This window comes from Pseudomonas sp. AA-38, from assembly GCF_029457475.1.
GTDB lineage: Bacteria > Pseudomonadota > Gammaproteobacteria > Pseudomonadales > Pseudomonadaceae > Aquipseudomonas.
The window spans coordinates 4223349-4236098 of record NZ_CP120359.1; the positions used below are offsets into that span (position 1 = coordinate 4223349).

The following is a 12750-nucleotide window of genomic DNA, read 5'->3' on the forward strand; positions in this document are numbered from 1 at the left end:
GCCATGCGCTGGACACTTATAAGCGCTATGCTCGTATTCTCGAAAAGGAGCGGAGGTAGATGGTGAGCATACAACAATCTGACAATGCACTATCCACATTATTGGACGAGAAAATACGTAGCTTTGTAGCGTCATTCATCGAAAGTTCTCGGCGACTATTCGTAGATGAGCAAGGCACATTAGTACACTCGCTAGAATTTGGCGTGTACCGCGAACGGATTGTCGGTGACTTCCTCAAATTATTCACACCAGAACGCATGGGCTTAGATACTGGATTCGTTGTTAACTCGAATGGCCGCATCAGTACACAATGCGATATCATCATATATGACAAAACAGTCACTCCATTGATTCGAGACGACCAATTCCAACGTTTCTTTCCTATCGAGTCAGTCTGCGCAGTTGGTGAAATCAAATCACATATGTCGCTGACGGAATTGAAGAAGGCGCTCCGCAAGCTAGCAAAGCTGAAATCGCTTAGAGACTCGCTCTACGAGCCGTCCTACTCTTATACACTTAAGTCAGGTGGGATACACGGCAGTACGTTCGAACCTGAACGAGACGAGCTGGATCAAATTTTCACATTCCTAATATGCGAGTCGTTTAAATTTAATGTACAGCACCACCTGCAAGATATCGTGAATTGTTATAATGAGGAGCTTCCCAATCATCCGTTTTGCCACCGGCACAATATAATTCTCAGCCTGCACGATGGGATGCTTGCGTATTTGCACCCCAACGGCTCAATATTTCAATTTCCATCCCACTTGCTGACACTCATCGACGAAAATGGTTCTCGCTCAAGTCAAGCACTGCGTTTAAAGCATCGCTTAATTCTTCCAGTTGAAGAACAATCAATCGAGCATTTAAGACACTTCTGCACACTGTTCCACCAAGGGCTAACAACAGTGTCCGTGCTTTACCCAGATATGGGACGTTATATTCAGAGCCGGGAGGATGTGGTGTTTATTGATCTTGAGCAGGAGTATTAATAGATAGATACAGAACTATCTCCCTCAAGACTTTGAATTACTCCGATCCACCTTGAATCCAGTTCAAAAATTCAATTGGCAGGTCACGCATAGACTGAAGCATGCATACCAAAATAGAACAGCTACCCGGCATGGTTCTTCATGCGCCGTATCAACGATTAACGAAATGGAGCGCCGTGGCGAGTTCCCCAGGCGCTTCAACCTGACACCACATTGCGTGGTCTGGGATCTGGCCGAGGTGGAGGCCTGGATTGAGGAGCGCAAGCGGGCGCCTCGGATCAATATCAGCAAGCCGGATGTTTACCTCACGAAAACCCGCCCTGTACGGGCGGGCTAAAACCAAGCATGAAGTCGGCACCGGTCTCACCCGACAAGGGCTAGCAGTTCCTTGGAGGTAGGGCGAGTGAGTCGTCGTTCTTCCTTGGCTAGATTGACCTGCAGGGCCACCTGAGCCACGTCCAAGACACCACCAGGCAGCAAATAGCTACCTTTGGCTTGCAGCCAGGTCAGCACGTCTGCCAGGTGCCAGATCGATGCACTGCCCTCATGTACTGGTGCAGGAAAGCTGCTCGGATAAGCCAACATCAGCTTGCGCATGTTCTGGCGCGACACGCCGACGATCTCCGCCACATCGGTGAGACCGACCAGATCTGGTGCCACCTCAATCAACCTTGCCGACGGTAAGGCACTGCGCACGTCGGCAAGGGCACTGCGCACAGCCACCTCAGCGTTCTCCGCTTCACGGGTGAACTCCAGCGCCAGCCGGCCTGGCTGACCAATGCCGATCAAGGCATCGTCGCAGCCGGCCTCTCCGAGGCGCTCGACCAACACTTCCGGGTCACGGTCATCGTCGGCCAGTTGGTATTTCAGGGTGAAGGTGTATTCCATAGCGCTATTCCTCTGCACCCTCAGCGGCCTGCCGCTGCTTACGGTGCGTGGTGCAGTTGTCGACGACGCGCCGAAGAGCACGCGCATGGTTGCCAGGGTTCTTCGGTGTGCTCCACACACTGGTGATGCAGAATTCGCCACAGCGGCAATCGTCATCGTTGTAGGGACAGTAGATTCGTCCCCAAGCGTGGCTACCACCCAGCTCTATGCGCCAGCCCTGCTCTTCGGCATGCCTGAGTGCTTCTTCGACCTCTTTCTTCGAGTGAGAAGGACGGGTCATCAGTGATCTCCAGTATTCGCATGAACGGCAAGGTTGTCAACTGACAACCTTGCGTTTTCCTTAAACCGTGGCACTCAACACCGGTACTACAACGCTATCCGGCAGCAGTTGGGGAACATGAGTGCGGCCATCGATCCAAGCGTCGATCATGTCCGCCCACTCCTGCAGCATGTGCCGGCGCTGCTCCGCGTACTCGGCCTTGTTGTAGACCGAGCGCGAGGAACGGCCATCTTCGTGAGCCAGGCATTTCTCGATCCAGTCGCCGTTGAAGCCCACCTCGTTGAGCAGCGTGGAACCCGTCCTGCGCAGGTCGTGGACGGTGAACGGCTCCAACGGCAGGCCTGCTTCCTTCGCGCGGGAGGCGATGAGCTGGGTGATACGGTTCAGGGTGGCGTGCGACATGCAGCGGTAGATGTCATAGCGCGAGGGCAACACATAGCGGGAACCGGCCGCACAGGTGTGCAGGGCCACGAAGATGTCCAGGGCCTGGCGCGACAGGTAGACAACGTGCGGGTTACGCCCCTTCATCCGCTCCTTGGAGATCGTCCAGGTGGCGTTCTCGAAATCCACTTCGTCCCAGGTCGCCTCGATCAACTCGCTCTTGCGAACCAAGGTCAGCAGCACCAGCCGCAAGGCCAGCTTGATCGTGGGATACGCGGCGATAGTCTCCAGTTGATGGAAGGCCAGCCGAATTTCGGTCGGGCTCAGCGCCCGGTCCTTCGGCACGAAAGTGGCTATGGAGGAAGCCTTAACGTCGTCAGCCGGATTCTCGACCTTCTCGCCATGCAGGATCGCGAACGCATAGACCTGTTTCACGATGTCGCGAATATGGACCGCAGTTGCCGGCGCCCCACGAGCCTTCACCTTGGCACACAGGGCTCGCAGATCGTCAGGGGTGATTTCGGTCAGCAGCCGGTTCTCGAAGACCGGCAGGATGTCACGGTCGATGATGCTTTTACGCATCGCACGCGTGCTGTCGGCCATGCGCGCACCGGCCAACCACTTCGTCAGCGTTTCACCGAAATTCTTGGCGGCGTTCAGGCGCCGCTTAGCGCGCTGCTTCTCCAAGGAGGGAGACTTGCCCAGGGCGACCATGCGCTTGGCATCGAGCAGCTTCTCGCGCGCCATGGCCAGGGAAATGCCAGTTGGCCCATAGCGGCCGATGGTCAGCGTTTCTCGGCGCCCATTGAGACGGTAGTCGTAGCGAAACGTGACGGTACCGGTAGGCGATACCGTCACGTACATACCATCGCGGTCGAAAGCCTTGTACAGCTTGGACTTGGGCTTGAGATTGCGCAGTTTGGTATCAGTAAGCATCGAGGTTTTTACTCCTGTTCATGACGGCTTTTACCGTCAAGGGTCAGGAGACCTGTTGATGCCGGGAAAGCCGCACAGGGCAAGCTTTCCCAAGGAGCGATTTACCGTCAAAGACCGGTTTTGACCGGATAGTAAACAGAACGGTCTCAATCCGACCGCTGTTTACTACCGTCCCCGCTACCGCCAATCCGTTCTGCTAATCGGCGATAGGCCTCGATAACCATTGCAACGAATTTTCTTTTAAATCAACACGTTGCAATTGGCTATCGATACATCTCAATGAGCCCAGAAGGACCCGACATCACTCCCACTCGATGGTCGCTGGCGGCTTGCTCGACACGTCGTAGGTGACGCGGGAGATGCCGTCGATCTCGTTGATGATGCGGCCGCTGACGGTTTCCAGCAGCTCATAAGGCAGGTGCGCCCAGCGTGCGGTCATGAAGTCCACGGTTTCCACGGCGCGCAGGGCGACGACCCAGGCGTAGCGACGTCCATCACCCACGACACCGACCGACTTCACCGGCTGGAACACCACGAAGGCCTGGCTGGTCTTGTGGTACCAGTCGGCCTTGCGCAGTTCTTCGATGAAGATGTGGTCGGCACGGCGCAGGATGTCGGCGTATTCCTTCTTCACCTCGCCAAGGATGCGCACGCCCAGGCCCGGCCCCGGGAAGGGGTGGCGGTAGACCATGTCGTAGGGCAGGCCCAGTTCCAGGCCGATCTTGCGCACTTCGTCCTTGAACAGTTCACGCAGCGGCTCGACCAGCTTGAGGTTCATTTCCTCCGGCAAGCCACCGACGTTGTGGTGGCTCTTGATCACATGGGCCTTGCCGCTCTTGGCGCCAGCCGACTCGATCACGTCCGGGTAGATGGTGCCCTGGGCGAGGAACTGGATGTTGTCCAGCTTGCTGGCCTCGGCATCGAACACGTCGATGAAGGTGCGGCCGATGATCTTGCGCTTCTTCTCCGGGTCGGCTTCGCCGGCCAGATTGGCGAGGAACTGCTCTTCGGCATTGGCGCGGATCACCTTGACGCCCATGTTCTCGGCGAACATGGCCATCACCTGGTCACCTTCGTGCAGGCGCAGCAGGCCGTTGTCGACGAATACGCAGGTGAGCTGGTCGCCGATGGCCTTGTGCAGCAGCGCCGCGACCACCGAGGAATCCACGCCGCCGGACAGGCCGAGCAGCACGTTGGCGTCGCCGACCTGGGCGCGCACAGCGGCCACGGCGTCCTCGACGATGTTGGCCGGGGTCCACAAAGCCTCGCAGCCACTGATTTCCAGCACGAAGCGCGAGAGGATGCGACCACCCTGCTTGGTGTGGGTCACTTCCGGGTGGAACTGCACGCCGTAGTAGTGGCGACTGTCGTCGCTCATGGCGGCGATCGGACAGCTCGGGGTGCTGGCCAGGATGTGGAAGCCTTCCGGCAGGCGGGTGACCTTGTCGCCATGGCTCATCCACACGTCGAGGCCGAACACGCCGTCGGCGTCGACATGGTCTTCGATGCCGGCCAGCAGCTCGCTCTTGCCGACCACGTCGACACGGGCATACCCGAACTCACGCAGGTCGGAGCCTTCCACCTTGCCGCCGAGCTGCTCGGCCATGGTCTGCATGCCGTAGCAGATGCCCAGCACCGGCACGTTCAGGTCGAACACCGCTTGCGGCGCGCGCGGGCTGTTGGCTTCGTGCACCGACTCCGGGCCACCGGCGAGGATGATGCCGCGCGGCGCGAAGGCACGAATGTCCTCGTCGCTCATGTCCCAGGGGTGCAGTTCGCAGTAGACGCCGATCTCGCGCACGCGACGAGCGATCAGTTGGGTGTACTGGGAACCGAAGTCCAGAATGAGGATGCGGTGGGCGTGAATGTCGTGGGCCATGGGTGCCTCTGCGAGGCAGCTGCAAGCCTCAAGCTGCAAGCTGCAAGTTGAAGAAGAAAGCGGCAGCCACAGGCGCGATGGCTTGTAGCTTGCCGCTTGGAACTTGAAGCTGGTGGGCTTTAGCCCACCCGGTAGTTCGGCGCTTCCTTGGTGATCTGCACGTCGTGGACGTGCGACTCGGCCATGCCGGCGCCGGTGATGCGCACGAACTCCGGCTTGGTGCGCATCTCTTCGATGGTGGCGCAGCCGGTGTAACCCATGGAGGCGCGCAGGCCGCCCATCAACTGGTGAACAATGGCCGCCATCGCGCCCTTGTACGGCACGCGGCCTTCGATGCCTTCCGGCACCAGCTTCTCGGCACCGGCCGAGGAATCCTGGAAGTAACGATCCGAGGAGCCCTGAGCCTGCGCCATGGCGCCCAACGAACCCATGCCACGGTAGGCCTTGTAGGAACGACCCTGGAACAGTTCGACCTCGCCCGGCGCCTCTTCGGTACCGGCCAGCATGGAGCCGATCATCACAGCCGATGCGCCGGCGACTATGGCCTTGGACAGGTCACCGGAGAAACGAATGCCACCGTCGGCGATCAGCGGCACGCCAGTGCCGGCCAGGGCGGCGGCAACGTTGGCCACGGCGCTGATTTGCGGCACGCCAACACCGGCGACGATGCGGGTGGTGCAGATCGAGCCAGGGCCGATGCCGACCTTGACGCCATCGGCGCCGGCCTCGACCAGCGCCAGAGCAGCAGCGCCGGTGGCGATGTTGCCGCCGATCACCTGAACCTCCGGGAAGTTCTGCTTGACCCAACGCACGCGGTCGATCACGCCCTTGGAATGGCCGTGAGCGGTGTCGACGATGATCACGTCGACGCCAGCGGCAGCCAGTGCCGCCACGCGGTCACCGGTATCAGCGCCGGTGCCGACGGCAGCGCCGACACGCAGGCGACCCTGGTCGTCCTTGCTCGCCAGCGGATAGGCCTTGGCCTTCTCGATGTCCTTGACGGTCATCATGCCCTTGAGGTTGAAGGCGTCGTCGACGATCAGCACCTTCTCTATGCGGTGCTTGTGCAGCAGCTCGCGCACGGTTTCCTTGTCCGCGCCTTCCTTGACGGTGACCAGGCGCTCTTTCGGCGTCATCACCTCACGCACCAGGGCGTCCAGGCGGTTCTCGAAACGCACGTCGCGGGAAGTGACGATGCCCACCAGGTCACCATTGGACAGCACCGGCACGCCGGAGATGTTGTTCTGCCGAGTCAGCTCGAAGAGGTCACGCACGGTGGCATCGGCTTCGATGGTGATCGGATCCTTGACCACGCCAGCCTCGAACTTCTTGACCTTGCGCACCTCGGCAGCCTGCTGCTCGATGGTCATGTTCTTGTGGATGATGCCAATACCGCCTTCCTGCGCCATGGCGATGGCCAGGCGAGCCTCGGTGACCGTGTCCATGGCGGCGGACAGCAGCGGAATGTTCAGTTCGATCCCACGGGTCAAGCGGGTCTTGAGGCTGACGTCCTTGGGCAGCACCTCGGAGTAACCGGGGATGAGCAGGACGTCGTCGAAAGTGAGTGCTTCTTGGCTGATGCGCAGCATGGCGGGCTCCCGAGCGGGAAAATAAGAAGCGCGACATTATACCCACCGGCCTCGCTGCACTCAATGCAAAGTATCGATTCAAAGTCCGCTCCGTGTCGCCCCGATCAGTCGAAACGACACCAGGCCCTAGCCAGCAACTGGCCACGAACCATAGAATAATGATTCTCAAAAACACCCGCACCTGAGTCACGAATGAAATCCAACCGCCCTTCCCTGAGCCGCCCTCGCGTCGCGTTGCTCGGCCTTTGCCTGCTGCCCACCGGCTCCCTGCTCGCCCAGGAGCTGGAATTACCCAATCAGGACATAGTCGCAGCCCCCATGGCCGACGAGAATGGCTACCAGGCGAAGCGTGCCAGTACGGCGAGCAAGTCCTCCGTGCCGCTCAAGGAAGAGGCCCAGTCGGTACAGGTGGTCACCCCGCAGACCATCGAAGACTTCCAGCCCCACACGCTGGACGATGCGCTGAAGTTCGTCAGCGGTATCAGCCAGGGCAACACGCTGGGCAATACCCGTGACGCCCTGGTCAAGCGCGGCTTCGGCAACAATTCCGACGGCTCGGTGCTGCGCGATGGCGTGCGCTCCAACCTGTCGCGCAACTTCGGTGCCACCACCGAACGGGTGGAAGTGCTCAAGGGCCCGGCTTCGCTACTGTATGGCGCGCTGGAGCCTGGCGGGCTGATCAATGTGATCAGCAAGCAGCCGCAGTACATGCAACGTAGCGAAATCGGCGGCACGGCGTTCGGCGAAGGCGGCGGTAGCCTGAGCCTGGATACCACCGGCCCAGTGGGTGACAGCGGCCTGGCCTATCGTCTGGTCGCCGAACGGCAAAGCCGCGATTACTGGCGCAATTATGGCGTCGACCAGCACACTCTGGTCGCCCCCTCGCTGAGCTGGGTCGGCGAGCGCGCCAGCCTGACCCTGGCCTACGAGTACAACGACTACGGCACACCCTTCGACCGCGGCACGGTGTTCGTCGACGGCCACCCGGCCGATATCGACTACCACAAGCGCCTGGGCGAGAAATGGGAAGGCAACGAGGGTATCGGCGAAAGCGCCAGCGCGCGCTTCGAGTACGAACTGAGCGACGCCTGGAAGACCCGTCTGACCTACGCCTGGAACAACGACCGTTACGACCTGGCCATCGCCCAGCCGGTCTCGCTCAACGGCAACCAGCTACTGCGCACGGCCAACGGTGGCCAGTATGACTATGAAACGCGCTACGCCAGTCTGGACTTCATCGGCCAGCAGACCCTGCTCGGCCAGACCCACGAGCTGCTGCTGGGCATCGACAACGAGGTCAACGACAACTTCCGCGGCAAGACCTATCGCAACCCGAACCGAACCCGGCGCAACATCGACATTCGCGACCCGCACTACGGCGATCTCGGCGAACCGAACGTCATCGACGCCAACCGCAGCAACATGCGCAACGAGCTGACCTCTACCTCGCTGTACCTCAAGGACAACTGGCACCTGTACCAGCAGTGGATCCTGGTGCTCGGCGGCCGCTACCAGCACTACGACCAGTACAGCGTGCAGGGGCTTTCCGCCAACCGCGAACCGAGCCTGGACAATAACGACCAGACCTTCATCCCCTTCGCTGGGCTGGTCTACAAGCTCGACGACGCGCTATCGCTGTACGGCAACTACAGCCGCTCCTTCGTGCCGAACACCACTGTCGACGACCAGAACAAGGCGTTCGACCCGGAGGAAGGCCGCAGCTACGAAGTGGGCGCCAAGTACGACTTCAACCCGGACCTGAGCCTGAACCTGGCGCTGTTCGATATCGTCAAGAAGAACGTGGTCACCAGCACCAACGTCGGCGGTTTGAGCATCAGCGAGGCAGCCGGCAAGGTCGGTTCACGCGGCGTGGAGCTGGATATCAGCGGGCGCCTGGCCGAGCGCTGGCAGATGATTGCCACCTATGCCTACACCCACACGGAAATCCTCGATGACCCACAAGACAAGGGCAACCGCCTGACCCAGGCGCCGCGCCAGACAGCCAGCCTCTACCTCACTCACCACCTGCGTGCGCCTGCGGCCTTCGGCCAGTGGCACCTGGGCGCCGGCACCCGCTACGTTGGCGAGCGCGCTGGCGACAACGCCAACAGCTACTACATGAGCAGCTACACGGTGAGCGACGCTTTCCTGCGCTGGGATCTGCCGACCCACGACTACGAGACGCGCCTGCAGCTCAATGTCGACAACCTGTTCGACAAGCACTACTACCCGTCGAGCACCGGCAGCCCGCTGCAGGTCAATGTCGGTCAGCCGCGCGCGCTGCGCCTGTCGGCCAGCATCGCCTTCTGAAAAACCGTGGAAGGCGCTTCAGCGACAACTGAAAACAGCAAAAGCCGCTCCCACACACCCGACTGAAAAGCCGCTCAGGCCGGATCGTCGACCTGCACCTGCCTCACCGCAAAGCCCAAGCGTTCGCCGAGTTCTTCGACGAACGCCGGGCGCAGGCCGGCTTCCGTCCAGCCGTTGAAGATGAAGCCCAGGTTGGAAAAACCGCAGGGTTGCAGGAACAGAAAACCGTTGATGTCATCTTCATGCCCGCACTCCGGGCAGGTGAAGTTGTCGGTTTCCCCCGGCCACCAGACCTCCAGGCTGTCGAACAGCGGCACGCCCACTTCGCGGCGGCATTCGGGGCAGCCGGCCTCTTCGAGAAAGTTGCGCGTCGGCATATAGATGCAACGCTTGGTGATGATTTCCAGACCATTGTGCGGCTGCCCGTAAGGCAGCAACTCGGGACGCTGAGCGATACGCCGCGCGCCCGAGCCGATGGCATAGGCCATGCCGTTGCCACCCTGCCCACAGGTGGTCGGCAGCGCCGCGACGATCTCCCGCTTGACCAGCCAGCGCAGCATGGCCTGGGCCTTTTGCTCATGGGCGGGAAGCGTGGATATCTGCGGGACTAGGATCAGTTGTGCGGTCATGGTGCTCGAACGATGGGGCCAGGAAAGCCGGCAGCTTAACAGGCGTCGCCATCGGTTGGCTCAAGCCCCACGACAGACCGCTGTGCCCGCCTGCGCCTCACGGCGCGCCAGCCAACGGGCGCGCAGCACGTCGTAGACCCAGTTGAACGCCATGGTGTAAGGCAGGAAGAACAGGATCAGCCCGATATCCAGCAGCAGCGCCTCGAGCAGGCTGATGGACAACCACCAGGCCGCCAGCGGCACCAGCATGACCACCAGGCCGCCCTCGAACAGCAGTGCATGGATGACCCGCGCCCGCAGCCCGCGCTCGAAACCCAGGCGACTCTGCGCGCGGTCGAACAGGTAGTTGAACAGCATGTTCCACAGCATGGCGACAGTGGAGAACATCAGGGTCAGCACGCCGAGCTGCAGCAAAGGCTTGCCCATGAACCAGGCCATGGCCGGCGCGCAGATGAGCACGGCAATGCCCTCGAAGGCCAGGGAGTGGCCAATGCGCTCACGCAGGGAACGCGGCAGGGGCTGAGTCATGGAACGAACCTCGTGATGGGTGAAGATGGGCGCTATCATCATCGGTATACCAGCCAAACCCAAGGCAGCAGCCATCGGCCAAACCGATATGAACATTTCCCCCGAATCCCTCCAGGCCTTCGCCCAGGCCGCCAGTTGCGGCTCGCTGAGCGCTGCCGCCCGGCGCCTGGGCGTGGCCCTGTTCGAGCGTGGCCCGCGCACGCTGCAACTGACCGCGGCCGGCGCCAGCCTGCTGGCTCACGCCGAAGAGGTGCTTTGTGCCGCTGACCGCCTGGCGCGACATGCCGCGAGCCTGGCCCAGGGCCAGGAGGCACGCCTGACCCTGGCGCTGTCGGACGCCTACCAGCCCAAGCGCTTCGAGGCCCGCCTGCAGGAGCTGGATCAGCGCTTCCCCGATCTGCAGTTCGAGAGCCTGATCGCCGAGCAGGCCGACGTGCTCGATCTGGTCAGCCAGGGCCGCGCGCAACTGGGCCTGATCGCCGCACTACCGGTCTACCCACCCCACATCGCCCACGCCCGCCTGGAAATGAGCAGCGAGTTCGGCCTGTTCGTCGCCAGGGATCATCCGCTGAGCAAGCTGGCCCAGGTACGCCAGGAAGACCTGTCGCACTGGCGCCTGCTGCGCCTGAGCAGCGTCGCCCACGACGACGCCAATACCGACGAGCTGCCCGGCAGCGGCGGGCGCTGCTGGGCCGCGCCGGATTACCTGATGCTGCTGGAGATGGCGCGTCTGGGCTTCGGCTGGGCCGAACTGCCCAGGCAACTGGTCGACGCTTACGGCTTCGGCGGCTTGCACGAGTTGCCCTGCAGTGGCTGGCCACGGCGGGTGGCGGTGGATGCCATCTGGTCACGCCAGCACGAGATCGGCCCGGTGGCGGCCTGGCTGCTCGACCGCCTGCTCGAAGACCGCTGAGCAGGGTCGCGCCGACGCCGCTGTCGACTTATCATGCCGCCCCATGATCAAGGATCCATTCGCGCGCCTGAACCTCGACCGAGAGGTACTCAGCGTCAGCCAGCTCAACAACCGCGCCCGCCTGCTGCTGGAGGACGTGTTCGCCAGCATCTGGGTCGAGGGGGAAATTTCCAACCTCGCCCGCCCGGCCTCCGGCCACATCTATTTCACCTTGAAAGACAGCCAGGCGCAGGTGCGTTGCGCGTTGTTCCGGCAGAACGCGGCGCGAGTGCGCCAGGCGCTGCGCGACGGCCTGGCGGTGAAGGTGCGCGGCAAGGTCTCGCTGTTCGAGGGCCGCGGCGACTACCAGTTGATTCTCGATGCAGTCGAGCCCGCTGGCGACGGCGCCCTGCGCCTGGCCTTCGAGGCGCTGAAGGAAAAGCTCGGCGCCGAGGGACTGTTCTCGACCGAGCGCAAGATCGCCCTGCCCGCCCACCCCAAACGCATCGGCATCGTCACCTCGCCCACCGGCGCGGTGATCCGCGACATCATCAGCGTGTTCCGCCGCCGCGCGCCGCAGGTGGAGCTGAACCTGATTCCCACCGCCGTGCAGGGCCGTGAAGCCACCGCGCAGATCCTCCGCGCCCTGCAACGCGCCGACGCGCAGGGCTTCGATGCGCTGATCCTGGCCCGTGGCGGCGGCTCGCTGGAAGACCTCTGGTGCTTCAACGAGGAAGCCGTGGCCCGCGCCGTGGCCGCCTGCGTCACGCCCATCGTCAGCGCCGTGGGCCACGAAACGGACGTGTCCATCGCCGACTTCGTCGCCGACGTGCGTGCGCCGACACCTTCGGCCGCTGCCGAGCTACTGGCCCCGGACAGCAGCGAGCTGGTACAGCGCCTGCACAATCTGCAGCGTCGCCTGGTGCTGCACATGCAAGGCCGCCTGGCCCGCGAACGCCTGCGCCTGGAAGGCACCAGCAAACGTCTGCGTCACCCGGGCGAGCGCCTGCGCCAACAGGCCCAGCGTCTGGACGATCTGGACATGCGCCTGCGCCGCGCCTTCAACCAGCAGCTCGGCGCTCAGCGCGAACGCCTGGCGCGCCTCGATGCGCGCCTCGCCGCGCAGCATCCGGGGCGCAACCTGGCGCTGCTGCGCCAGCGCCTCGATGGCCTGGCAGCCCGCCTGCCTCGCGCCATGCAGGGGCAACTGCGCAGCCAGCGCCAGCAACTGGGCGCGCTGGCCACGCAATTGCAGATCGTCAGCCCACTGGCCACCCTCGGTCGTGGCTACGCCATCCTCCTCGACGAACGCGGCCAGGCCGTGCGCAACGCTGCCCAGACCCAGCCGGGCCAGCGCCTCAAGGCACGCCTGAGCGAAGGCGAGCTGGACGTGCGCGTCGAAGACAACCACATACAACCGGCGACCCTGTCGCTGCTGGATTGAAC

The 12750-nt window shown here is 62.2% G+C and carries 12 protein-coding genes; 5 read left to right on the forward strand and 7 right to left on the reverse strand.

Going from position 1 to position 12750, the window contains the following annotated elements:
- Positions 1-59: 59 nt before the first annotated feature.
- Positions 60-992, forward strand: coding sequence for a DUF6602 domain-containing protein (locus tag PVE35_RS19455; RefSeq protein WP_150606167.1), 933 nt, complete (start codon positions 60-62; stop codon positions 990-992).
- A gap of 166 nt (positions 993-1158) precedes the next feature.
- A complete protein-coding gene (locus tag PVE35_RS19460) occupies positions 1159-1329 on the forward strand; it encodes an AlpA family phage regulatory protein (protein WP_092377199.1) in 171 nt (56 codons plus the stop codon).
- Between the two features lie 26 nt (positions 1330-1355).
- Here the strand turns inward: PVE35_RS19460 and PVE35_RS19465 are convergent, their stop codons facing one another.
- From PVE35_RS19465 to guaB, 5 genes are all read right to left on the reverse strand, one after another.
- Positions 1356-1880, reverse strand: a complete 525-nt coding sequence (locus PVE35_RS19465) for a DNA-binding protein (protein ID WP_150606169.1) — start codon at positions 1878-1880, stop codon at positions 1356-1358.
- Positions 1881-1884: 4 nt separating this feature from the next.
- A complete protein-coding gene (locus PVE35_RS19470; RefSeq protein WP_150606171.1) occupies positions 1885-2160 on the reverse strand; it encodes a hypothetical protein in 276 nt (91 codons plus the stop codon).
- Between the two features lie 60 nt (positions 2161-2220).
- Positions 2221-3477: a site-specific integrase gene (locus PVE35_RS19475; RefSeq protein ID WP_150606173.1), complete on the reverse strand. Its 1257-nt coding sequence runs from the start codon at positions 3475-3477 to the stop codon at positions 2221-2223.
- Positions 3478-3778: 301 nt separating this feature from the next.
- A complete protein-coding gene (guaA, locus tag PVE35_RS19480; RefSeq protein WP_268178739.1) occupies positions 3779-5356 on the reverse strand; it encodes a glutamine-hydrolyzing GMP synthase in 1578 nt (525 codons plus the stop codon).
- A 119-nt stretch (positions 5357-5475) separates the two neighbouring features.
- Positions 5476-6945 carry an IMP dehydrogenase gene (gene guaB / locus PVE35_RS19485; RefSeq protein ID WP_268178740.1) on the reverse strand — a complete coding sequence of 490 codons (1470 nt, stop codon included), beginning with the start codon at positions 6943-6945 and terminating at the stop codon, positions 5476-5478.
- 318 nt (positions 6946-7263) lie between these two features.
- On the opposite strand from guaB, the gene PVE35_RS19490 reads away from it, so the two are divergent.
- Complete coding sequence (locus tag PVE35_RS19490) at positions 7264-9255, forward strand: TonB-dependent siderophore receptor (RefSeq protein ID WP_277374911.1); 1992 nt, start codon at positions 7264-7266, stop codon at positions 9253-9255.
- Positions 9256-9329: 74 nt separating this feature from the next.
- On the opposite strand, the gene PVE35_RS19495 is transcribed toward PVE35_RS19490, so the two are convergent.
- Together PVE35_RS19495 and PVE35_RS19500 are read right to left on the reverse strand one after the other, a co-directional pair.
- Positions 9330-9884 (reverse strand): sugar ABC transporter ATPase, encoded by a 555-nt coding sequence (locus PVE35_RS19495; protein ID WP_277372717.1) that lies wholly within the window; start codon positions 9882-9884, stop codon positions 9330-9332.
- Positions 9885-9944: 60 nt separating this feature from the next.
- Positions 9945-10412 (reverse strand): multidrug/biocide efflux PACE transporter, encoded by a 468-nt coding sequence (locus tag PVE35_RS19500; RefSeq protein ID WP_277372718.1) that lies wholly within the window; start codon positions 10410-10412, stop codon positions 9945-9947.
- A gap of 34 nt (positions 10413-10446) precedes the next feature.
- Here PVE35_RS19500 and PVE35_RS19505 point away from each other — a divergent pair, with 34 nt between their 5' ends.
- A complete protein-coding gene (locus tag PVE35_RS19505; RefSeq protein ID WP_277374912.1) occupies positions 10447-11325 on the forward strand; it encodes a LysR family transcriptional regulator in 879 nt (292 codons plus the stop codon).
- Positions 11326-11368: 43 nt separating this feature from the next.
- Positions 11369-12748, forward strand: a complete 1380-nt coding sequence (gene xseA, locus PVE35_RS19510) for an exodeoxyribonuclease VII large subunit (protein ID WP_277372719.1) — start codon at positions 11369-11371, stop codon at positions 12746-12748.
- Positions 12749-12750: the final 2 nt, after the last annotated feature.

Bases quoted from the DNA above. Each gene is read 5' to 3' on its own strand.
- PVE35_RS19455 (WP_150606167.1), top strand. From the start codon at position 60: ATGGTGAGCATACAACAATCTGACAATGCACTATCCACATTATTGGAC.
- PVE35_RS19460 (WP_092377199.1), top strand. From the start codon at position 1,159: ATGGAGCGCCGTGGCGAGTTCCCCAGGCGCTTCAACCTGACACCACAT.
- PVE35_RS19465 (WP_150606169.1), bottom strand. From the start codon at position 1,880: ATGGAATACACCTTCACCCTGAAATACCAACTGGCCGACGATGACCGT.
- PVE35_RS19470 (WP_150606171.1), bottom strand. From the start codon at position 2,160: ATGACCCGTCCTTCTCACTCGAAGAAAGAGGTCGAAGAAGCACTCAGG.
- PVE35_RS19475 (WP_150606173.1), bottom strand. From the start codon at position 3,477: ATGCTTACTGATACCAAACTGCGCAATCTCAAGCCCAAGTCCAAGCTG.
- guaA (WP_268178739.1), bottom strand. From the start codon at position 5,356: ATGGCCCACGACATTCACGCCCACCGCATCCTCATTCTGGACTTCGGT.
- guaB (WP_268178740.1), bottom strand. From the start codon at position 6,945: ATGCTGCGCATCAGCCAAGAAGCACTCACTTTCGACGACGTCCTGCTC.
- PVE35_RS19490 (WP_277374911.1), top strand. From the start codon at position 7,264: ATGGCCGACGAGAATGGCTACCAGGCGAAGCGTGCCAGTACGGCGAGC.
- PVE35_RS19495 (WP_277372717.1), bottom strand. From the start codon at position 9,884: ATGACCGCACAACTGATCCTAGTCCCGCAGATATCCACGCTTCCCGCC.
- PVE35_RS19500 (WP_277372718.1), bottom strand. From the start codon at position 10,412: ATGACTCAGCCCCTGCCGCGTTCCCTGCGTGAGCGCATTGGCCACTCC.
- xseA (WP_277372719.1), top strand. From the start codon at position 11,369: ATGATCAAGGATCCATTCGCGCGCCTGAACCTCGACCGAGAGGTACTC.